This window comes from Pontibacter rugosus (assembly GCF_042678745.1).
Classification (GTDB): domain Bacteria; phylum Bacteroidota; class Bacteroidia; order Cytophagales; family Hymenobacteraceae; genus Pontibacter; species Pontibacter rugosus.
On record NZ_JBHTLD010000013.1, the window covers coordinates 13,033 to 28,549 of the forward strand.

Annotated in this window: 16 protein-coding genes; 9 read left to right on the forward strand and 7 right to left on the reverse strand. The window is 46.1% G+C overall.

Features of this window, described 5'->3' with window-relative positions; translation table 11 throughout:
* Positions 1 to 151: 151 nt before the first annotated feature.
* The 3 genes from ACFQ2O_RS02875 to ACFQ2O_RS02885 all read left to right on the forward strand — a co-directional run bounded on the left by ACFQ2O_RS02875 (position 152) and on the right by ACFQ2O_RS02885 (position 2,682).
* Entirely contained in the window at positions 152 to 1,156 is a 1,005-nt protein-coding gene (locus tag ACFQ2O_RS02875) for an amidoligase family protein (RefSeq protein ID WP_377522773.1), read from the forward strand.
* Positions 1,123 to 2,094 carry a gamma-glutamyl-gamma-aminobutyrate hydrolase family protein gene (locus tag ACFQ2O_RS02880; RefSeq protein WP_377522775.1) on the forward strand — a complete coding sequence of 324 codons (972 nt, stop codon included), beginning with the start codon at positions 1,123 to 1,125 and terminating at the stop codon, positions 2,092 to 2,094. The genes ACFQ2O_RS02875 and ACFQ2O_RS02880 overlap by 34 nt, the downstream gene beginning before the upstream one ends.
* 99 nt (positions 2,095 to 2,193) lie before the next feature.
* The gene (locus ACFQ2O_RS02885; protein ID WP_377522776.1) at positions 2,194 to 2,682 is read left to right on the forward strand and encodes a hypothetical protein; all 489 of its coding nucleotides are present in this window, start codon (positions 2,194 to 2,196) and stop codon (positions 2,680 to 2,682) included.
* Position 2,683: 1 nt separating this feature from the next.
* Here the strand turns inward: ACFQ2O_RS02885 and ACFQ2O_RS02890 are convergent, their stop codons facing one another.
* Positions 2,684 to 3,580, reverse strand: coding sequence for a sulfotransferase domain-containing protein (locus ACFQ2O_RS02890; protein ID WP_377522777.1), 897 nt, complete (start codon positions 3,578 to 3,580; stop codon positions 2,684 to 2,686).
* Positions 3,581 to 3,822: 242 nt separating this feature from the next.
* On the opposite strand from ACFQ2O_RS02890, the gene cysC reads away from it, so the two are divergent.
* Positions 3,823 to 4,443, forward strand: coding sequence for an adenylyl-sulfate kinase (gene cysC, locus ACFQ2O_RS02895; protein WP_377522779.1), 621 nt, complete (start codon positions 3,823 to 3,825; stop codon positions 4,441 to 4,443).
* A 44-nt stretch (positions 4,444 to 4,487) separates the two neighbouring features.
* The gene (gene cysQ / locus ACFQ2O_RS02900) at positions 4,488 to 5,264 is read left to right on the forward strand and encodes a 3'(2'),5'-bisphosphate nucleotidase CysQ (protein ID WP_377522780.1); all 777 of its coding nucleotides are present in this window, start codon (positions 4,488 to 4,490) and stop codon (positions 5,262 to 5,264) included.
* An 88-nt stretch (positions 5,265 to 5,352) separates the two neighbouring features.
* Here the strand turns inward: cysQ and ACFQ2O_RS02905 are convergent, their stop codons facing one another.
* On the reverse strand, positions 5,353 to 5,610 hold the full coding sequence (locus tag ACFQ2O_RS02905) for a hypothetical protein (RefSeq protein WP_377522781.1): 258 nt from the start codon (positions 5,608 to 5,610) through the stop codon (positions 5,353 to 5,355).
* Positions 5,611 to 5,793: 183 nt separating this feature from the next.
* Between ACFQ2O_RS02905 and ACFQ2O_RS02910 the strand changes: the two genes are divergently transcribed.
* Positions 5,794 to 6,405 carry a haloacid dehalogenase-like hydrolase gene (locus ACFQ2O_RS02910; protein ID WP_377522783.1) on the forward strand — a complete coding sequence of 204 codons (612 nt, stop codon included), beginning with the start codon at positions 5,794 to 5,796 and terminating at the stop codon, positions 6,403 to 6,405.
* A 223-nt stretch (positions 6,406 to 6,628) separates the two neighbouring features.
* Entirely contained in the window at positions 6,629 to 8,086 is a 1,458-nt protein-coding gene (locus tag ACFQ2O_RS02915; RefSeq protein WP_377522784.1) for an aldehyde dehydrogenase family protein, read from the forward strand.
* Between the two features lie 79 nt (positions 8,087 to 8,165).
* Here the strand turns inward: ACFQ2O_RS02915 and ACFQ2O_RS02920 are convergent, their stop codons facing one another.
* The 5 genes from ACFQ2O_RS02920 to ACFQ2O_RS02940 form a co-directional block, all read right to left on the reverse strand.
* The gene (locus tag ACFQ2O_RS02920) at positions 8,166 to 9,500 is read right to left on the reverse strand and encodes an NAD(P)/FAD-dependent oxidoreductase (RefSeq protein ID WP_377522785.1); all 1,335 of its coding nucleotides are present in this window, start codon (positions 9,498 to 9,500) and stop codon (positions 8,166 to 8,168) included.
* A gap of 222 nt (positions 9,501 to 9,722) precedes the next feature.
* Entirely contained in the window at positions 9,723 to 10,553 is an 831-nt protein-coding gene (locus ACFQ2O_RS02925) for an MBL fold metallo-hydrolase (RefSeq protein WP_377522786.1), read from the reverse strand.
* A 139-nt stretch (positions 10,554 to 10,692) separates the two neighbouring features.
* Positions 10,693 to 11,835, reverse strand: coding sequence for a DEAD/DEAH box helicase (locus ACFQ2O_RS02930; protein ID WP_377522787.1), 1,143 nt, complete (start codon positions 11,833 to 11,835; stop codon positions 10,693 to 10,695).
* A gap of 94 nt (positions 11,836 to 11,929) precedes the next feature.
* A complete protein-coding gene (locus ACFQ2O_RS02935; protein ID WP_377522789.1) occupies positions 11,930 to 12,313 on the reverse strand; it encodes a metallophosphoesterase in 384 nt (127 codons plus the stop codon).
* Positions 12,314 to 12,322: 9 nt separating this feature from the next.
* Entirely contained in the window at positions 12,323 to 13,150 is an 828-nt protein-coding gene (locus ACFQ2O_RS02940; RefSeq protein WP_377522792.1) for a metallophosphoesterase, read from the reverse strand.
* 408 nt (positions 13,151 to 13,558) lie between these two features.
* Here ACFQ2O_RS02940 and ACFQ2O_RS02945 point away from each other — a divergent pair, with 408 nt between their 5' ends.
* Together ACFQ2O_RS02945 and ACFQ2O_RS02950 are read left to right on the forward strand one after the other, a co-directional pair.
* A complete protein-coding gene (locus ACFQ2O_RS02945) occupies positions 13,559 to 14,731 on the forward strand; it encodes an MFS transporter (RefSeq protein WP_377522793.1) in 1,173 nt (390 codons plus the stop codon).
* A 73-nt stretch (positions 14,732 to 14,804) separates the two neighbouring features.
* Positions 14,805 to 15,287, forward strand: a complete 483-nt coding sequence (locus ACFQ2O_RS02950; protein ID WP_377522794.1) for an ankyrin repeat domain-containing protein — start codon at positions 14,805 to 14,807, stop codon at positions 15,285 to 15,287.
* The last annotated feature ends 230 nt before the right edge of the window (positions 15,288 to 15,517 follow it).

Genomic DNA, 15,517 nt, shown 5'->3' on the forward strand with positions numbered 1-15,517 from the left:
AAGCTTAGAAAGTTAAAATATTCAAGGATATTCTGCTAAGCCTTTAGATCCTAAAAAGCTCATTAATGGTATTTATACTTTCCCAATTAACCAATACTCGAACAGGATTTTGTTTTTCCCGTTTGTACTAGCATAAAAATGAAGGTAAGCTATGGATTTTAAACAACTTTCTGTGCAGCATAATGAGAAGGGAGATCTACGAAAGGTAGGTTTCGAAATGGAATTTTCTAATGTGGGGGTTGAAGAAGCAGTACAGATTGTACAGGAGCTGTACGGAGGAAAAGTAGAAGAGGCACATCGCTTTTCTCAGAAAGTAGTAGGTACATCGCTTGGTGACTTTACAGTTGAGTTCGACTTGACCCTCCTCACCGAAAAGAACTACAAAAAGGTGTTCAACAAGCTGAATATTAAACTAGAAGACTACAAATTGGAAAAAGGCACGCTGGAGGATAGTGTGGAAGACATGCTGGAAAGTGTGGTGGGCAAGATATTTCCTTATGAGATTGCCATACCGCCTGTGCCGTGTAATCAGCTAGGCCAACTGGAAAAGCTGCGGCAAGCTCTATATGAGCACCGTGCACAGGGAACCAAAGCTTTTCTTACCAACGCCTTCGGCACACACATCAACGTAGAGGTACCCAACACACGAACAGAAACGCTCATCAATTACTTAAGAGCTTTCCTGCTGCTATACCCCTGGCTGCTGGAGGCCGGAAAGACAGATTTGGCAAGGCGCGTAAGTCCTTTTATTGATCCATATCCGGAGGCTTATGCCAAACTTATACTTAACCCAGCTTATCAGCCTGATCAGGAAAAAATGATCAGCGATTACCATCGCTATAACCCCGACCGCAATCGCCCACTGGACATGTACCCGCTCTTCTCAGCGCTAAGCCAGGATACCGTAAACCAGTTTAAAGACATAGGCAAAGTAAAATCAAGGGAAACATTCCATTACAGGCTGCCTAACAGCTCTATTTCGCAACCCGACTGGACGCTGGCACAGGAGTGGAACTACTGGGTGGTGATAGACGATTTGGCAAATACGCCAGATAAGCTGGAAAAAATGAGCCAGGAATACCTGCACCTCAAAGACAACTGCCTGATTGGGTTTGACAGCAAATGGACAAAGGAGACAGAAAAATGGCTAACCTGACAAAGAAGTTTAAGATAAACAGAAACAGACCTACCATAGGCGTAACAGGCCCTGACAAAGGTGGTGGTGCCGCATGGTTTTTTACAGCTTTAGGTATTTGGATAGCAGGTGGCAGACCTGTACGCATCACTCCCTCAAACCCACGCACGGCCGATGGACTGCAGGCACTGGTGATAGGGGGCGGTGCCGATGTAGACCCAAGTACATATGAGCAGGAACATGTGCTGGATGAGTACCTGCAGCAAACGATCAACCACCCACACAAAAATATTTTTCAGCGGGTTGGCCGCTTTGCTCGCTGGCTCTACTACCCTGCTTTATTTTTTGCCCGTAAGCTTTTCAGTCGAAGCCGCAAAAGCACGCATGGACTGGACCATGCCCGCGACCACCTGGAAATACAGCTTATAGATCAGGCGGTTAAAAAGGAATTACCTGTGCTTGGCATCTGCCGAGGCTCACAGCTGCTTAACGTATACTTTCGGGGCACCTTATACCAGGACATCAACACCTTTTACCTAGAGGAGCCAAACCCTTCCAGTATTTTTCCGGTGAAGCGGGTGTATATAAAGACAGGCAGTAAGCTAGGTAATATACTTGGCACCCAGCAGTTAGAGGTCAATGCACTGCACAACCAGGCAGTAAAAGAGCCGGGCCAGCACATTGACATCGTTGCCCGCGAGAAAAACGAGGTGGTGCAAGGGATAGAGAACGTAGCCCAGGACTTTGTGATTGGCGTGCAGTGGCACCCGGAGTATCTGCCACAGAAGAAAACGCACCGCCGGCTGTTTAAGTCACTTGTACAGCACGCCAGCCTTGTAAACTTCCAGATAGAAGATGTAGACATGCAGGAAGCGCTTTCAGCCCCGGAGAACGAAGCTTTAAAAGCAGTACACGAGCAGGAAGAGAAACTTCTGCAGCAGCACCCTACTGCTTCATGATTTGATGTAGCTGATTACAAAGCACCTACCAAGTATAAGCTTGCTCTGCATCAACTCATTTCTGCTGTCTCCGTTTCTGAATCTTGAAAAAGAAATGACATGAAAACAGAACGAGTAACAACCGAAAAAGAAATAGATGCCTTGGTAAGAGAGCAACTGGCAGAGCTGTTAAAGGGTGGATTTGCACCCAATGTAATTCTGCTACGCGAGTTTGACTACAACAAAGCAGGTGTAATGCTGGACGGCCTGCACTTCTCTGCCTGGGTTTTGCTGGGCCACATCAGGGCACGCCACCAAACGCTGCTAAACTTTATGAAAGACCCAGCCAACAACGACAATGTGTGGCCGGACGCGCATTGGCCGGAGAACCACCAGCCACAAAGCGAACAGGAATGGAACGATGCCATTGATGCCTATGAACGAGAGTTGGACGAGATGATTGCGTTAGTTCAGAACCCAATTACCGATCTTTTTGAAGTGCAGGCAAATGGCAAAACCCGCTCCTGGGCAGCCATGACCACGTTGCATCACACAGGCTACCACATTGGCCAACTGAAAACAGTTGGCCGGCAGTTAGGAGTCTGGTAGTTTATACTTGGTAGAGCGGCTGCTGTGCCGCTATGATGTCCTGCTTCAGCTGCTCGAAATCTTGGTGCGGTGGCACAGGTGAAAACGTCATAGGCTGGTCTTTTCCGGTGGGGTAACCGAGGAAGTTAATTAAAGGGCCGGCAACAATGTCGGCTTTTTCAGTTTGCTCCGCTGTCAGCTGGTCCATCCAATAACCTGAAGTTCCTTTCTTAAGGTGCTTCGGGTTTTTCCTTTTAAGTGTAGAGAAACTCATGGCCTCTTGCAGTTCCTCCCGCTCCTGCTGGCTTAAGTCTATCTCCAGGTAACGAAGCAAACGACCTAATTCCTCCTGAAAATCCAGCAGAAAGCCTTCATAAAAAGCAATGTGAATGTTTTGCTCCTGGCTCAGACGCACATGGTCATATACATGCCATACCCACTCTAGCATCAGCTCCTCAAAGTGCTGCTCCAGGTAGCGCTGCGGCTCGGTTATTCCCTGCGGGTAATACTTCAGCATGTAATCAGAAGTATAATATTTAGCGGCTGAAATGGCTCTGTCCCGTGGGTCGCGGACAATGTATACTTGCTTATCGAACAGATTGAACAACTCCGGGCTTCGCTTGCAAATAGGCGAATGCGTCCAGACATGGTTGGTCTGGCTGATATAACTGGCTATATCCAGTATGGGCATGCGGAAAATACTGCTGATGCGGTAGCTGTACTGCAGGTCTGTTACATCAAGCACATCTATACTTGCCTGACTCGGATAATTTAAGTCCCACTCTTGAGCCAAGGTATAAATCGGCTGCTTCTGTATAAAGCTGGTGGTGTCGTGGCCGGTGCGTTGCAACAGTTGCTGTATGATCTGGTAAAGCCAGAAGTTACCACATTTGGGTGCGCCGCCTTGCAGAATTCTCATTATCTGGTTTGCATTTAGGGTGAACAAGCCCCTATACGGCTCCTGCAAGTATAAGATAAGGCAAAGTATACTTCATGCCGCTATACTTCACCCTGAAACAAACGCATACTAATAAACTGCCATGAAGGATAAAGCGGAAGTATAGCCGCAGCAAAGCATAACTCAGATTCACCTTTTCAGGTAAAAGGACTGATATTTCACGCTTTAGCCTGTAGCCCTTATCACACAAAACATTAGATACTATGAAGCACGTGTTCCCGTTTGAGTCTCAGATTACGTACAGTCAGCGCAAAGAAATGATGCAGCAGGAGCCCCGGCTTATTTTCCTGACAGGCTTATCCGGCTCCGGTAAAAGCACACTGGCCCTGCGGCTGGAGCACTACCTGTTTCATAAAGGCTTCAAAGTATTTCTGCTGGATGGCGATAACGTGCGGCATGGTCTGAACAAAGACCTTAACTTTTCAGAAGCCGACCGAAAGGAGAACATGCGTCGAGTGGCCGAAGTGGCGAAACTGATGTTGGATGCAGGTGTGGTAGTGATAAGTGCTTTTATAGCACCTTACCACGAAGAGCGAAAGCTGGTAAAGGAAATAGTGGGTGCAAGACGTTATACCGAAGTATATGTCAATTGCTCGTTGGGAGAATGTGAGCGGCGCGATACCAAAGGGCTTTATGCCAAAGCCAGACAAGGTGAAATCAAGAACTTTACAGGCATCAGCGCCCCTTATGAGTGTCCGGCTGCACCAGATATGGAGGTACAAACCGATGCGGAATCAATTGAGCAATCTCTTTGCCGGCTGATTGAAAACGTGGAGCCACAGCTAAAAAACCAGGCAGTGATGCGGGTACTCTCCAACGTATAAATCCTGCTCATAGCAACTGCCGACGCCTCATACTTTACAACACCATGAATATCAAGCAACTGATAGATACTGCACGCACAGCCGCACTGGAAGCCGGAAAAGCCATAATGGAAGTATACGCTTCCGGTGACTTTGATATAAACCATAAAGAAGATGACTCCCCCCTGACCAAAGCTGACAAGGCCGCACATAAAATCATAGCAGCACTGCTTACGCCAACAGGTTTGCCTATACTATCGGAAGAGGGTGCGCACGCTGTTTTTGAAAAGCGAGTGGAATGGCCCGCTTACTGGCTCGTGGACCCACTGGATGGCACAAAGGAATTTATTAAGCGAAACGGAGAGTTTACGGTAAACATCGCCTTGATGCAGGACAACAAACCTGTGGCAGGTGTTATCTATGCACCGGTTCCGGATATTTTATACTATGGCTCCAAGGAAACGAATGTTTACAAGGAAGCCGAGGGTATAACAGAGCACTTGCTGCCCCTATCTGAAAAGGTAAGTTTAGAGGCACTGCTGCAACAGGAGAAAGTAATTGTAGTAGCTTCCCGCTCACACTTGTCTACAGAGACAGAAGCTTTTATAAAGCAGTTTAAAAATGTGCAGCTGGTAAATATGGGCAGTTCGTTTAAGTTGATGCTGCTGGCAGAAAACAAAGCTGACATTTACCCCCGCTTCGCTCCTACCATGGAATGGGACACAGCCGCAGGCCATGCCATACTTAATGCTGTAAACAGAAGTGTATACCAAACAGATTTAACATCTGAATTGATCTACAACAAACAGGACCTGCTCAATCCGTCTTTCGTTGCGTTCTGAACCAGCCTTACGAGCATGTTTAAAATTCATCTTTTGCGCTGCAAACCGCTTGCAAAAACGAAATTTAAACAAGCTCTAATACGTAAAGCTAATACTCCAGGTAATCCTGTATGTTGATGGCGTCTGTGTAAGGCTCCAGAATTTCCAGCACATTGGCAGTTTTTGCAAAAGAGGCCATCACCTCTGCCCCCTTACCTGTCCACCGTTCAACAAAAGAATTGCCCAGCGCATAGAGGGTTACGGTCCAGCCTTTGTGCGTGCGCTGCGCCAGCAAAGTGCCGTGCTTTACCAGCACCTCCTCCTGGTGCCAGAGCGGGAGCTTCTGGAACATTGAGCTTTCAATCATGTATAGCTTCCTTTCTTGTGCTTCTGTACTTTAACTAAACCCTGCAGTAATCAGTTTCAAATCCTTTGGCTTTACCTGACGGTCACTGTAAAAAAACAGCTACCATTTGAAGGCAAACCAGGAAGTTGTACGTAAACAAACCGCTGAATAGCATGTACTCCATTTACAAATTGAAAAGAAAGTATGAAGGACGAAGAAGTAAAAGTGGTCGTTTTTGATTTGAACGGTACATTCTACAACAAGAGCTCCAAAGACGAGTTTTATAAGTTCATCTGCACCAAAAGACCCTCCCGCATCAGGTATATGCTGGAGATTGGCTACTACAAACTGCTAAAGAAGCTCCACCAGATAAAACAAACTGAATTTAAAGAAAACTTCTTTGACTACCTGAACGACCTCACCCCCTCCCAGGTAGAAGCTTATGCAAAAGTGTTTTGGCAACAGGAGTATCCAAGGCAATTTAATAAAGAGCTGATACAGCGTTTTGATGCACTAAAGAAGCAAGGCGTCGTGCTGTTTTGTGCCACTGGTGGGTTAGAGCTATACGTGAAGCCACTTTTTGATCTTTATACTATCAATGCTTTTGCTGGAACTAAGGTCTATTACGAAGGCCACACATACGTAGTGGATGGTTTAGCCTGTAAGCACGAAGAGAAGATACGAAGGCTGGAGGAATACCTGGCTGGCAAGCCTTTCAGGATCATAGAAGCCTACTCCGACAGTAAAGAGGAAATTCTCGATCATGCAGAAAAGGCTTTCCTGATTGATGATGGCGTACTGACTCCTTACAAATAATCAAGTTTGAAGGTACTACACGATTAATCTCTTCCCCTGTCCCTTATCCTGTAAGCCTGCTGCAACAAAGCCACTTAGCAGGTGCTGCAGCATACATAGCAAGCCTGCATATATAAGTATAAGTATAATCATATTCAATAACTTAATTACAGCTTGTAAAAACATATAGGTACCTAAGACTGTAAAATAGGTAGAAAGCAAACTTCAATAGTAATTTAATACAATGAAAAAATACAACGACCTAAACAAACAATTCATTGCCGGCGAGTGGATCAATGGCAGTGAGGACTATGAAATTGAAAACTTAAATCCCTTTGATGACACTGTCATAAACAAGTTTGTAGCCGCAAACACCGATGATGTGGACCGGGCTTTTCAGGTGGCAAAAGATAACAGCGTTTCCTGGCGGGATACACTGCCAACCAAGAAGCGGGAAATTATGCTGAAAGCGGCTCAGATATTACTAGAAAGGAAAGAGGAAGTAGTTGAGTGGCTGGTAAAAGAGGTTGGTAGCACCACTCTAAAGGCACAGGTTGAACTACAGCAAACGTATGACATGATCCTGGAAGCCTCTTCCTTCCCTACCCGCATGCAAGGCATGATCACAAACTCATCTGTTCCGGGTAAAATAAATTACGTATTCCGTAAGCCGCTTGGGGTAGTAGGCATGATCAGTCCCTGGAACTTCCCGCTATACTTAAGCATGCGCTCTATTGCGCCCGCTATTGCAACAGGTAACTGTATTGTAGTGAAGCCAGCCTCTCAGTCACCGGTAACAGGTGGTACGCTGGCTGCTAAAATATTTGAAGAAGCGGGTTTGCCTGCCGGTGTGTTCAACGTGGTGGTCGGTAAATCCAGCGTCATCGGCGACTACTTTACAGGTCACCCCATCTCCAGCCTTATATCCTTTACAGGATCTACCCCTGTCGGTAAAGGCATAGGCCGCATCGGCGGTGAAGGTTTAAAGAAACTCGCGTTGGAATTGGGAGGCAACAACGCATTTATCATTCTGGAAGATGCAGATGTAGACCGTGCCGTAGATGCAGCCATTTTCGGCAGATTCATGCACCAGGGGCAGATATGTATGTCTACGAACCGTATCCTGATACACGAAAGTATACATGATGAATTTAAAGATAAGTTTATTCAAAAGGCAAAAGCGCTAAAGCATGGTAACCCTAGCGAAAAAGGAACTGTTGTAGGACCTCTAATTGATAACAAAGCCGTTAAGCGTGTGGTTGATCTTGTAGAAAGAACCGTGCAGGCAGGCGCTAAGTTAGAGATCGGCGGCAAGGCAGAAGGAAATGTGGTGGTTCCGACGGTACTTACCGGCGTAACCAAAGATATGCCCATCTTTAATGAAGAGGTCTTTGGCCCTGCTGTCGGCATTATCAAGTTTAAAGATGATGAGGAAGCCATTGAGCTAGCCAACGCTACTGAGTTTGGCCTGAGCGGCGCCCTGCATACCCGCGACCTGCTACGCGGATTTAAAGTGGCCAAAAGTGTGGAGACAGGCATGATACACATCAACGACCAATCGGTGAACGATGAGCCTTCCACGCCTTTCGGAGGAGAGAAGAGTTCAGGCGTCGGCCGCTTTGGAGATGACTTTATCATTGATGAAATGACAACTGTACAATGGGTAAGCGTGCAGCAGGAAGCACGTGACTATCCTTTCTAAAAACAGCTAAATCTCAAATCAAAAGCCCCTGTTCAGGTAGAACAAGGGCTTTTGATTTTATAGCATGTATGGTAAAAGATCATTCCATAGCCTTATGTGGCACCGTTTCTTCTACAGGTATGTTTACGTGCTTCCTGCCCATGATCAGACGATTGCCGGTATCATAGGTAAAGTAGTTCCAGCCCCAGTTTACCAGCACCACCAGGCGATTTCTAAATCCTACCACCGAAATAAGGTGAACAAACATCCAGATGAGCCAGGCAAAGAAGCCCTGGGTTTTAATCTCCTTGTTAAAGAGCTTCAGGTCAGCCACAGCACGGTTTCGGCCTACTGTAGCCATAGAACCTTTATCGTTGTACTCAAAAGCCTTCAGGGGCTTGCCAGCCATCAGGCTTTTAAGGTTATACCCCAGCAGCTCCCCCTGCTGCATGGCAGGTTGCGCCAGCATAGGATAGCCGCGCGGGTGCTCTGCTGTGATCATAGCGGCAATGTCACCAATTGCAAAAACATCCTCATAACCCACTACCCTATTATAGGCATCCACTTGCAGTTGGTTACCTTTCAGTACACTTTCCGGGCGTATACCCTGTACTGGCGCTCCCGTAACACCAGCAGCCCAAATTAAGGTACGCGTCAGCAATGTTTGGCCATTGTCTAAGGTTACAGTGTAGCCGTCATAGGATTTCACCCGCCGGTTCATCCATAAGTTTACCCCAAAACTCTCCAGGTATTCCTGCGCTTTTTTACCTGCTTCGTCAGACATGCCTTTTAGCAGCTGCGGCCCGCTCTGGATCAGGTAAATATCCATTTCCCGAAAGTTCAGCTCTTTATAATCTTTTGGAAAAACGTGGTTGCGGAGTTCGCACAAGGCACCGGCCACTTCTACGCCTGTTGGGCCACCTCCTACTATTACGTAGTCCATCAAACTGTTTCGCTGCTCTTCATCGTCTATCTGCAGGGCTTTTTCAAAGTTATACAAGATGGTATTGCGGAGCTCCAGCGCATCATCAAGGCTTTTGATCGAAATAGCGTTTTCCTCCATCTGCTTGTTGCCAAAGTAGTTCGTGGTGGCACCAGTGGCAATAACCAAGTAGTCGTATTTGATCAGACCAATAGAAGTTTCAACAACACGGTTTTCGGTGTATACTTGCTCTACTTCGGCCAGCCTGAAGTAGAAGTTATCCTGATTTTTGAATATTTTCCGGAAGGGATGTATGATTGAATCTGCTTCTACTCCGGCAGTGGCTACCTGGTACAGCAGCGGCTGAAACGTATGGTAGTTCTCTTTATCAATCAAAACAACCTGCACATCTGCATCTCGCAACGATTTTGCCAGCTCGATTCCTGCAAATCCCCCTCCTATAATGACAACCCTTGATTTAGAGGTATCTGCAATCTTCGCATAGTTTTCCATAGTTGCTATTTGGCGGTTATAAATCTTAGTCGCCTGCCCGACGGTTACCTTTATTTGTCAAAGCCCGGTATACTTCAAGAGCTTAAAGCTTCTGTTTGAGGTATACGTGCCTACAGCACATAAGCAACCTAAGGCAGGTTAGTATGTACGGTTGTCTGCTTTAGCTGTTATGGGAGTTGCCGTATTAACAGATGTGATAACGAAGATTTACCTGCGGCTGCCTTACCAATCAAACAGGCTGGTTTGAATGCCCGGACTGGCTTGCGGCTTTGTGGGGAAAAAGCTTGTGGCGCTGATACCATACACAGGAGTCTCCTCATAACGCGAAGCTACTACTACTTCTGTTCCGTCTGCATGTAAGGTAAAAAGGTCTTTTACCAGCTGCGGGTTATTGTTGTCCTTAGAGAGATGCGAGAGCAGGATATGGCTCATAAAATCAGGTTTATAAGCTGCAAACAATGCTATTGCCTGACGATTGGATAAGTGCCCTTTGCCTCCGCGAATGCGGTTTTTAAGGTGATATGGATACCTGCCACGTTCCAGCATCCCTTCGTCAAAATTAGCTTCCAAGAAAGCCGCATGACACTGCTGGAAATGATGAATCAGTTGGTCGCATGGTGAACCGATATCAGTAAATATACCAATTTTCACATCTCCGCAGGCTACCACAAAACTATGCGGATCGGTGGCATCGTGCAGCTTAGGAAAGGCGGTAACAGATAGGTTACCAATTGTTACTGGCTCATGCGCCTGGAATGTAATTGCCTGAATGTTCTCGTGCCTGAGACTGCAGCTGTAGAGCGTGGTGGGTGTGATGTAAACCGGCAGCTCATACTTCTTTGCCAAAACTGCTACACCTTTAATATGATCTGAGTGCTCATGCGAAATAAAGATAGCCTTTACCTTTCCCATACTTAAACCCAGGCGCTTCATGCGCTTTTCAGTTTCGCGGCACGAGATACCTGCATCTACCAGCACTGCTTCCGTATCGTTGCCAATGTAGTAGCAGTTGCCGTTGCTCCCAGAGTTTAAAGAGGTAATGTATACTTGCATGAGGCTGCAAAAGGAAATTATACTTCTGATTTAACTACTTATTAAGCGCTCCAGTACACGTAAGGTTCCCTGCCAAGGCTGCCACCCTGTCATTTGGTCGATCAAAAGGCACTAACTATTTGAAGACAAGCGCAATAATTTAGAAACCCTTCAGGTCTACATCTTCGGTATCAAGTAAGGGTACCTGCTTCCCCATCTTCTTCTGAATTATTTTGAAGTGGTGCATTTCATCCGGACTTATCATAGAGATGGCTTCTCCTTCAGCTTCTGCCCGTCCTGTTCTGCCAATGCGGTGCACATAATCCTTGGGAGAGCGTGGCAAGTCGTAGTTGATGACGTAAGGCAGGAACTGTATGTCAATGCCTCTGGAAGCTAAGTCTGTGGCAACCAGCACCCTTACTTTACCAGCCTTAAATTGCTTGAGCGCTTCTGTTCTGGCGCCTTGGCTCTTGCCGCTGTGCATGGCCATCGCTACAATCCCATTCTTATTCAGCTTAGCTGCTACGTTATCTGCTTTTTTAGTGGAGGATATAAAAACCAGCACTTGCTGCATATTTTGCTGTTTGATCAGGTAGCGCAGAAAGGGTCCTTTGCTTTCATCCGCTACCTTATAAGCAGTTTGTTTGATCAGATTAGTGTTCTGTTGCTCTGCCTGTATTTCTATTGTTACCGGGTTAATCAACAACTTCTCTTTAATAGCGGCTACATCGTCGGCAAGTGTGGCAGAAAAAAGGACGTTCTGGCGTTCATTGGGGAGCAGCGCGAATATCTGGTCCATCTCTTCTTTAAAGCCAAGGTTTAGCATCTTATCGGCTTCATCCAGCACCAGTACCTCCACCTCCGATAGCCTTACTGCCTTAGAAGCAATCAAGTCTAAAAGCCTGCCTGGAGTTGCCACTAAAATTTCTGTGCCAGCCAGCTGCATCATCTGCGGGTTTATGGATACACCACCGAACACGGCAACAGTTTTGATTCTACGGGAAAGATACTGCCCCAGCTCCTGGAACACCTCCCCCACCTGCACTGCCAACTCACGCGTTGGCACCAGCACCAACCCTCTTATACTTCGGTTTCTTAAAGGCGTTAATCCAGCAAAGCGCTGTAGTATAGGCAAAGCAAAACTTGCCGTTTTACCTGAGCCTGTCTGCGCGATGCCCAGCACATCTTTGCCCTTAAGTATGGCTGGTATGGCTTGTTGCTGTATAGGATAAGGCTTTGTGAAACCTTTCTCTGCGACTGCTTTTAAGAGTTGATCTGATAAACCAAGTGATGTAAAGGACATGCGTATGTGCTGCTAAGTAAAAACTGCTTCCGGTACAAAGATACACTTTAATCCCTGCAAGGGCATGTGCTCCGCTTATACTTTAAAGGCGGCCTTATACTTGTGCCTTACCTCTTTTAAGCTCTATTACTGTTATTTCTGGCCAAATACCTACTCTGCCCGAGAAGCCGATAAAGCCAAAATCGCGGTTCACGTAAAGCAATCGGTTATTCTCCTGCGCAATCCCTGCCCAGTTTTTGTAACGGTACTGCACTGGGCTCCAACGGAACAAAGGTGTTTCCACTCCAAACTGCATGCCGTGGGTATGGCCAGACAAGGTAAGGTGTACATGAGTTGGATGTACTTTTACCACATCATCCCAGTGTGACGGATCATGAGAGAGCAGCACCTTGAAGGCAGCTGCATCGACACCTTGTAATGCCTTGTCCAGATCTCCTTTCTGAATAAAACCTTTGCCCCAGTTCTCCACTCCAATCAATACGATTTTCTAACCGTCTTTTTCAATGGTAACATTTTCATCCAGCAGCAACCTGTAATCCATTTGGGCGTGGTGCTCTTTCAGACGATCTATATTCTCAAGTCGGGCTTCTTCGCTCGGCCAATCGTGGTACATGCCGTAGTCGTGGTTACCAAGTATAGAATACTGCCCGTAAGGAGCCTTTAGTTGGCTAAATATGTCCATGTAAGGCACGATCTCAGAGGCCAGGTCATTCACCAGATCACCGGTAAACACAAACAGATCAGAATTTTGAGCCTGCACCATTTCAATGCCTCGCCGAACTGCCTCCTTATCATCAAAACTGCCTGAATGCACATCAGAAATTTGTGTGATCGTAAAGCCGTCGAAAGCCTCCGGCAGGTCGTCGAAGTATAAAGTATGGCGGTGCACGGTGTAATCATATTTGCCCTTAACCATGCCGTACAAGAAAGAGGCGAAGGGAATGCCTGCTAGAACCAGCGCTATCTGGCTCACAAACTTCCGGCGCTCCGGCAGTAGCGGTTCCTTTGTTGTGCCTGTAGTTTTTTGCCTTTTAAAGAAGCGGATGCCGCCTGCTATTATCCGGTATATGTCTTCAGCAAACAGCACAAGTATAAACACCAGCTGCGTTACAAACAGCGTCAGGAAGCCATTGATGAGCCACTTGATAAAGGTGGTAGCCACATCAGAAGAAAAGCGCAGGTAAACAGCAAAGACGAAGGAAAGTATAAACAGCAGGAAAAAGAACCAGTAGCCCCAGAAAACTGCTTTCCGGAGGCCTTTCGACTTCCAGCCCCTGGTGATTCTTTTTATACCCTGGAATACATATAAATCCATTAAAAGGGAAAACAGCCCCAGTATTAAGATGGCACTTAGCATTTAGTATCGATGAGTTTAATGTGATTAACAGGCATTGTGCATGAAGTAAAGAAAACAGGTAACGGCACAGCATAAGATTAAGATTTATACTTAGCAGTAGCCTGCCATGGCAGATTTATATAGCTGAAATTATGAAGCCCGAATACAGATTTGCTCTTTTGCTTTATGCCACACAATACCAAATCTATACATAATTGTCTGTAAAGAGTTTGCCCCTGTACAGAAATTCAATGTACAAACAATTAATCTCTCAAGTTGTTCTTTGTAACTTATGGCTTTTAAATTTTCCGTTTCGTTTACATTGCAATGAATAACCCGCATACTTCTTCAACTCCACCACAGTTAACACGCACCACTCTTTGGCTTATGACCATTGCATCGGGCATGGTTGTAGCCAATATATACTACAACCAGCCGCTTTTAGCTGAAATTGCCCGCACCTTTCAGGTACCGGAAGCTGATGCCGGCAACATTGCCATGCTCACGCAGGTTGGTTATGCCATTGGTTTACTTTTTATCATACCTTTAGGAGATATGCTTCGCCGTAAGCGCCTGATTATGGTTGATTTTGTACTCATCATACTTTCGCTCTTGCTGGCAGCCCTGGCTCCTAACATGTATACACTTATGGCAGCAAGTCTTTTGATAGGGGCAACTAGTGTAGTTCCGCAGCTCTTTGTACCGATGGCAGCACATTTAGCCAAACCAGAGGCCCGCGGCAAAGCAGTGGGCACTGTTATGAGCGGCCTATTGATTGGTATACTCTGCTCCCGCACGTTGAGCGGTTTTGTGGGCGCTTTTCTTGGTTGGAGAGCCATGTTTATGATTGCAGCCGGACTGATGGTAGTGCTGTGGGTAGCCATTTATTTTATGCTGCCCGAAGTGCACCCGGATTTTAAGGGCAATTACAGGAAGCTCATGAAATCGCTTGTACATCTCGTAAAAACAGAGCCTAAGCTGCGCGTCGCCGCTGCCAGAGGGGCTTTGTCTTTTGCCTGCTTTGGTGGCTTCTGGACAACGCTGGTGTTTCTGCTGGAAGAACCACCGTTTAACCAGGGCAGCGATGTAGCAGGAGCATTTGGGCTAATAGGCGCAGGAGGAGCCGTAATGGCATCTGTTATGGGCAGGCTCAGCGATAAGTTTGATACTAAGTATATTTTGGTGGCTACCATAGCCATGATCATACTTGCCTATGTTGTGTTTGGGATGTTCAGTGATAGTATACTTGGACTTGTGGTTGGGGTAATCCTCCTCGATCTGGGGCTGCAAGCTTCCCATATCGCGAACCAGACCCTTGTTTTTTCCTTAAACCCGCAGGCCCGCAACAGGCTCAATACCGTGTATATGTTTACCTATTTTATTGGGGGCGCTATAGGCACATTTCTGGCTAGCCAAGCGTGGCATATTTGGCAGTGGGATGGTGTGGTAGTGGTTGGATTGGTATTTTCTTCTCTCGCTTTAGCAGTGCATCTGCTTTTTGCGCGGAAAAACAGCCCGGCTACCTTAGCTGTTCCTGATTTTGAAAATTCAACCGACTAAATGAAGATAAGTTCGCAGCCATTTGAGCATATCCTCCGTATTAATTTATAAATCAACATAACGATATACTAATATGACTTTCTCTTCAACTAACGAGGACCATCTACTTTTTGATGCTGCCCGAAAAGGTGATATAGATTACATTAAAGAGCGAATTGCAGCTGGGGCTGATCTCAACATTACTGATGGCCGTGGATTTACACCGATGATCATAGCTGCTTATGATGGTCATGAAGAAGTAACAAGGTTGATGCTTGAGGCGGGTGCAGATGTGAATGCGCAGGATGGCGGCGGAAATACAGCGCTGATGGGTGTATGCTTTAAAGGCTACCCCGAAATAGCTAAACTATTGGTAGAGAAAGGAGCTGACCTAAACCTGCAAAATGGTAATGGAGGTACAGCACTTATGTTTGCCACCCTTTTTGGACGCAACGAGCTGGTAAAGCTAATGAAAGAACTAGGTGCTGATACAACTATCAAAGATATCAAAGGCCTTACAGCCTTAGACCTGGCTTATCAGCAGGGAAATGAAGAAGCGAAAGAAATTTTGCAATAAATGGACAAACACAGCATTTCGTAGCAATTTGAACTATCTTGCCACAGTTTTAAAGAAAATGTACGCAGCTTAATCTGGAATTAAATTATAAAAAGCGCCCTAAGCAAGGCGCTTTTTTCTTTAGGTGTTTCACCCATTTCAGCTGTCATCTTTTCGCTATACTGACAATAGTACATTTGCCAGACTAGTAGTATAAGCCTCCTTATTTATGCTAGAAAGGGCTGGTGCAT

Bases quoted from the DNA above. Each gene is read 5' to 3' on its own strand.
- ACFQ2O_RS02875 (WP_377522773.1), top strand. From the start codon at position 152: ATGGATTTTAAACAACTTTCTGTGCAGCATAATGAGAAGGGAGATCTA.
- ACFQ2O_RS02880 (WP_377522775.1), top strand. From the start codon at position 1,123: ATGGACAAAGGAGACAGAAAAATGGCTAACCTGACAAAGAAGTTTAAG.
- ACFQ2O_RS02885 (WP_377522776.1), top strand. From the start codon at position 2,194: ATGAAAACAGAACGAGTAACAACCGAAAAAGAAATAGATGCCTTGGTA.
- ACFQ2O_RS02890 (WP_377522777.1), bottom strand. From the start codon at position 3,580: ATGAGAATTCTGCAAGGCGGCGCACCCAAATGTGGTAACTTCTGGCTT.
- cysC (WP_377522779.1), top strand. From the start codon at position 3,823: ATGAAGCACGTGTTCCCGTTTGAGTCTCAGATTACGTACAGTCAGCGC.
- cysQ (WP_377522780.1), top strand. From the start codon at position 4,488: ATGAATATCAAGCAACTGATAGATACTGCACGCACAGCCGCACTGGAA.
- ACFQ2O_RS02905 (WP_377522781.1), bottom strand. From the start codon at position 5,610: ATGATTGAAAGCTCAATGTTCCAGAAGCTCCCGCTCTGGCACCAGGAG.
- ACFQ2O_RS02910 (WP_377522783.1), top strand. From the start codon at position 5,794: ATGAAGGACGAAGAAGTAAAAGTGGTCGTTTTTGATTTGAACGGTACA.
- ACFQ2O_RS02915 (WP_377522784.1), top strand. From the start codon at position 6,629: ATGAAAAAATACAACGACCTAAACAAACAATTCATTGCCGGCGAGTGG.
- ACFQ2O_RS02920 (WP_377522785.1), bottom strand. From the start codon at position 9,500: ATGGAAAACTATGCGAAGATTGCAGATACCTCTAAATCAAGGGTTGTC.
- ACFQ2O_RS02925 (WP_377522786.1), bottom strand. From the start codon at position 10,553: ATGCAAGTATACATTACCTCTTTAAACTCTGGGAGCAACGGCAACTGC.
- ACFQ2O_RS02930 (WP_377522787.1), bottom strand. From the start codon at position 11,835: ATGTCCTTTACATCACTTGGTTTATCAGATCAACTCTTAAAAGCAGTC.
- ACFQ2O_RS02940 (WP_377522792.1), bottom strand. From the start codon at position 13,150: ATGGATTTATATGTATTCCAGGGTATAAAAAGAATCACCAGGGGCTGG.
- ACFQ2O_RS02945 (WP_377522793.1), top strand. From the start codon at position 13,559: ATGACCATTGCATCGGGCATGGTTGTAGCCAATATATACTACAACCAG.
- ACFQ2O_RS02950 (WP_377522794.1), top strand. From the start codon at position 14,805: ATGACTTTCTCTTCAACTAACGAGGACCATCTACTTTTTGATGCTGCC.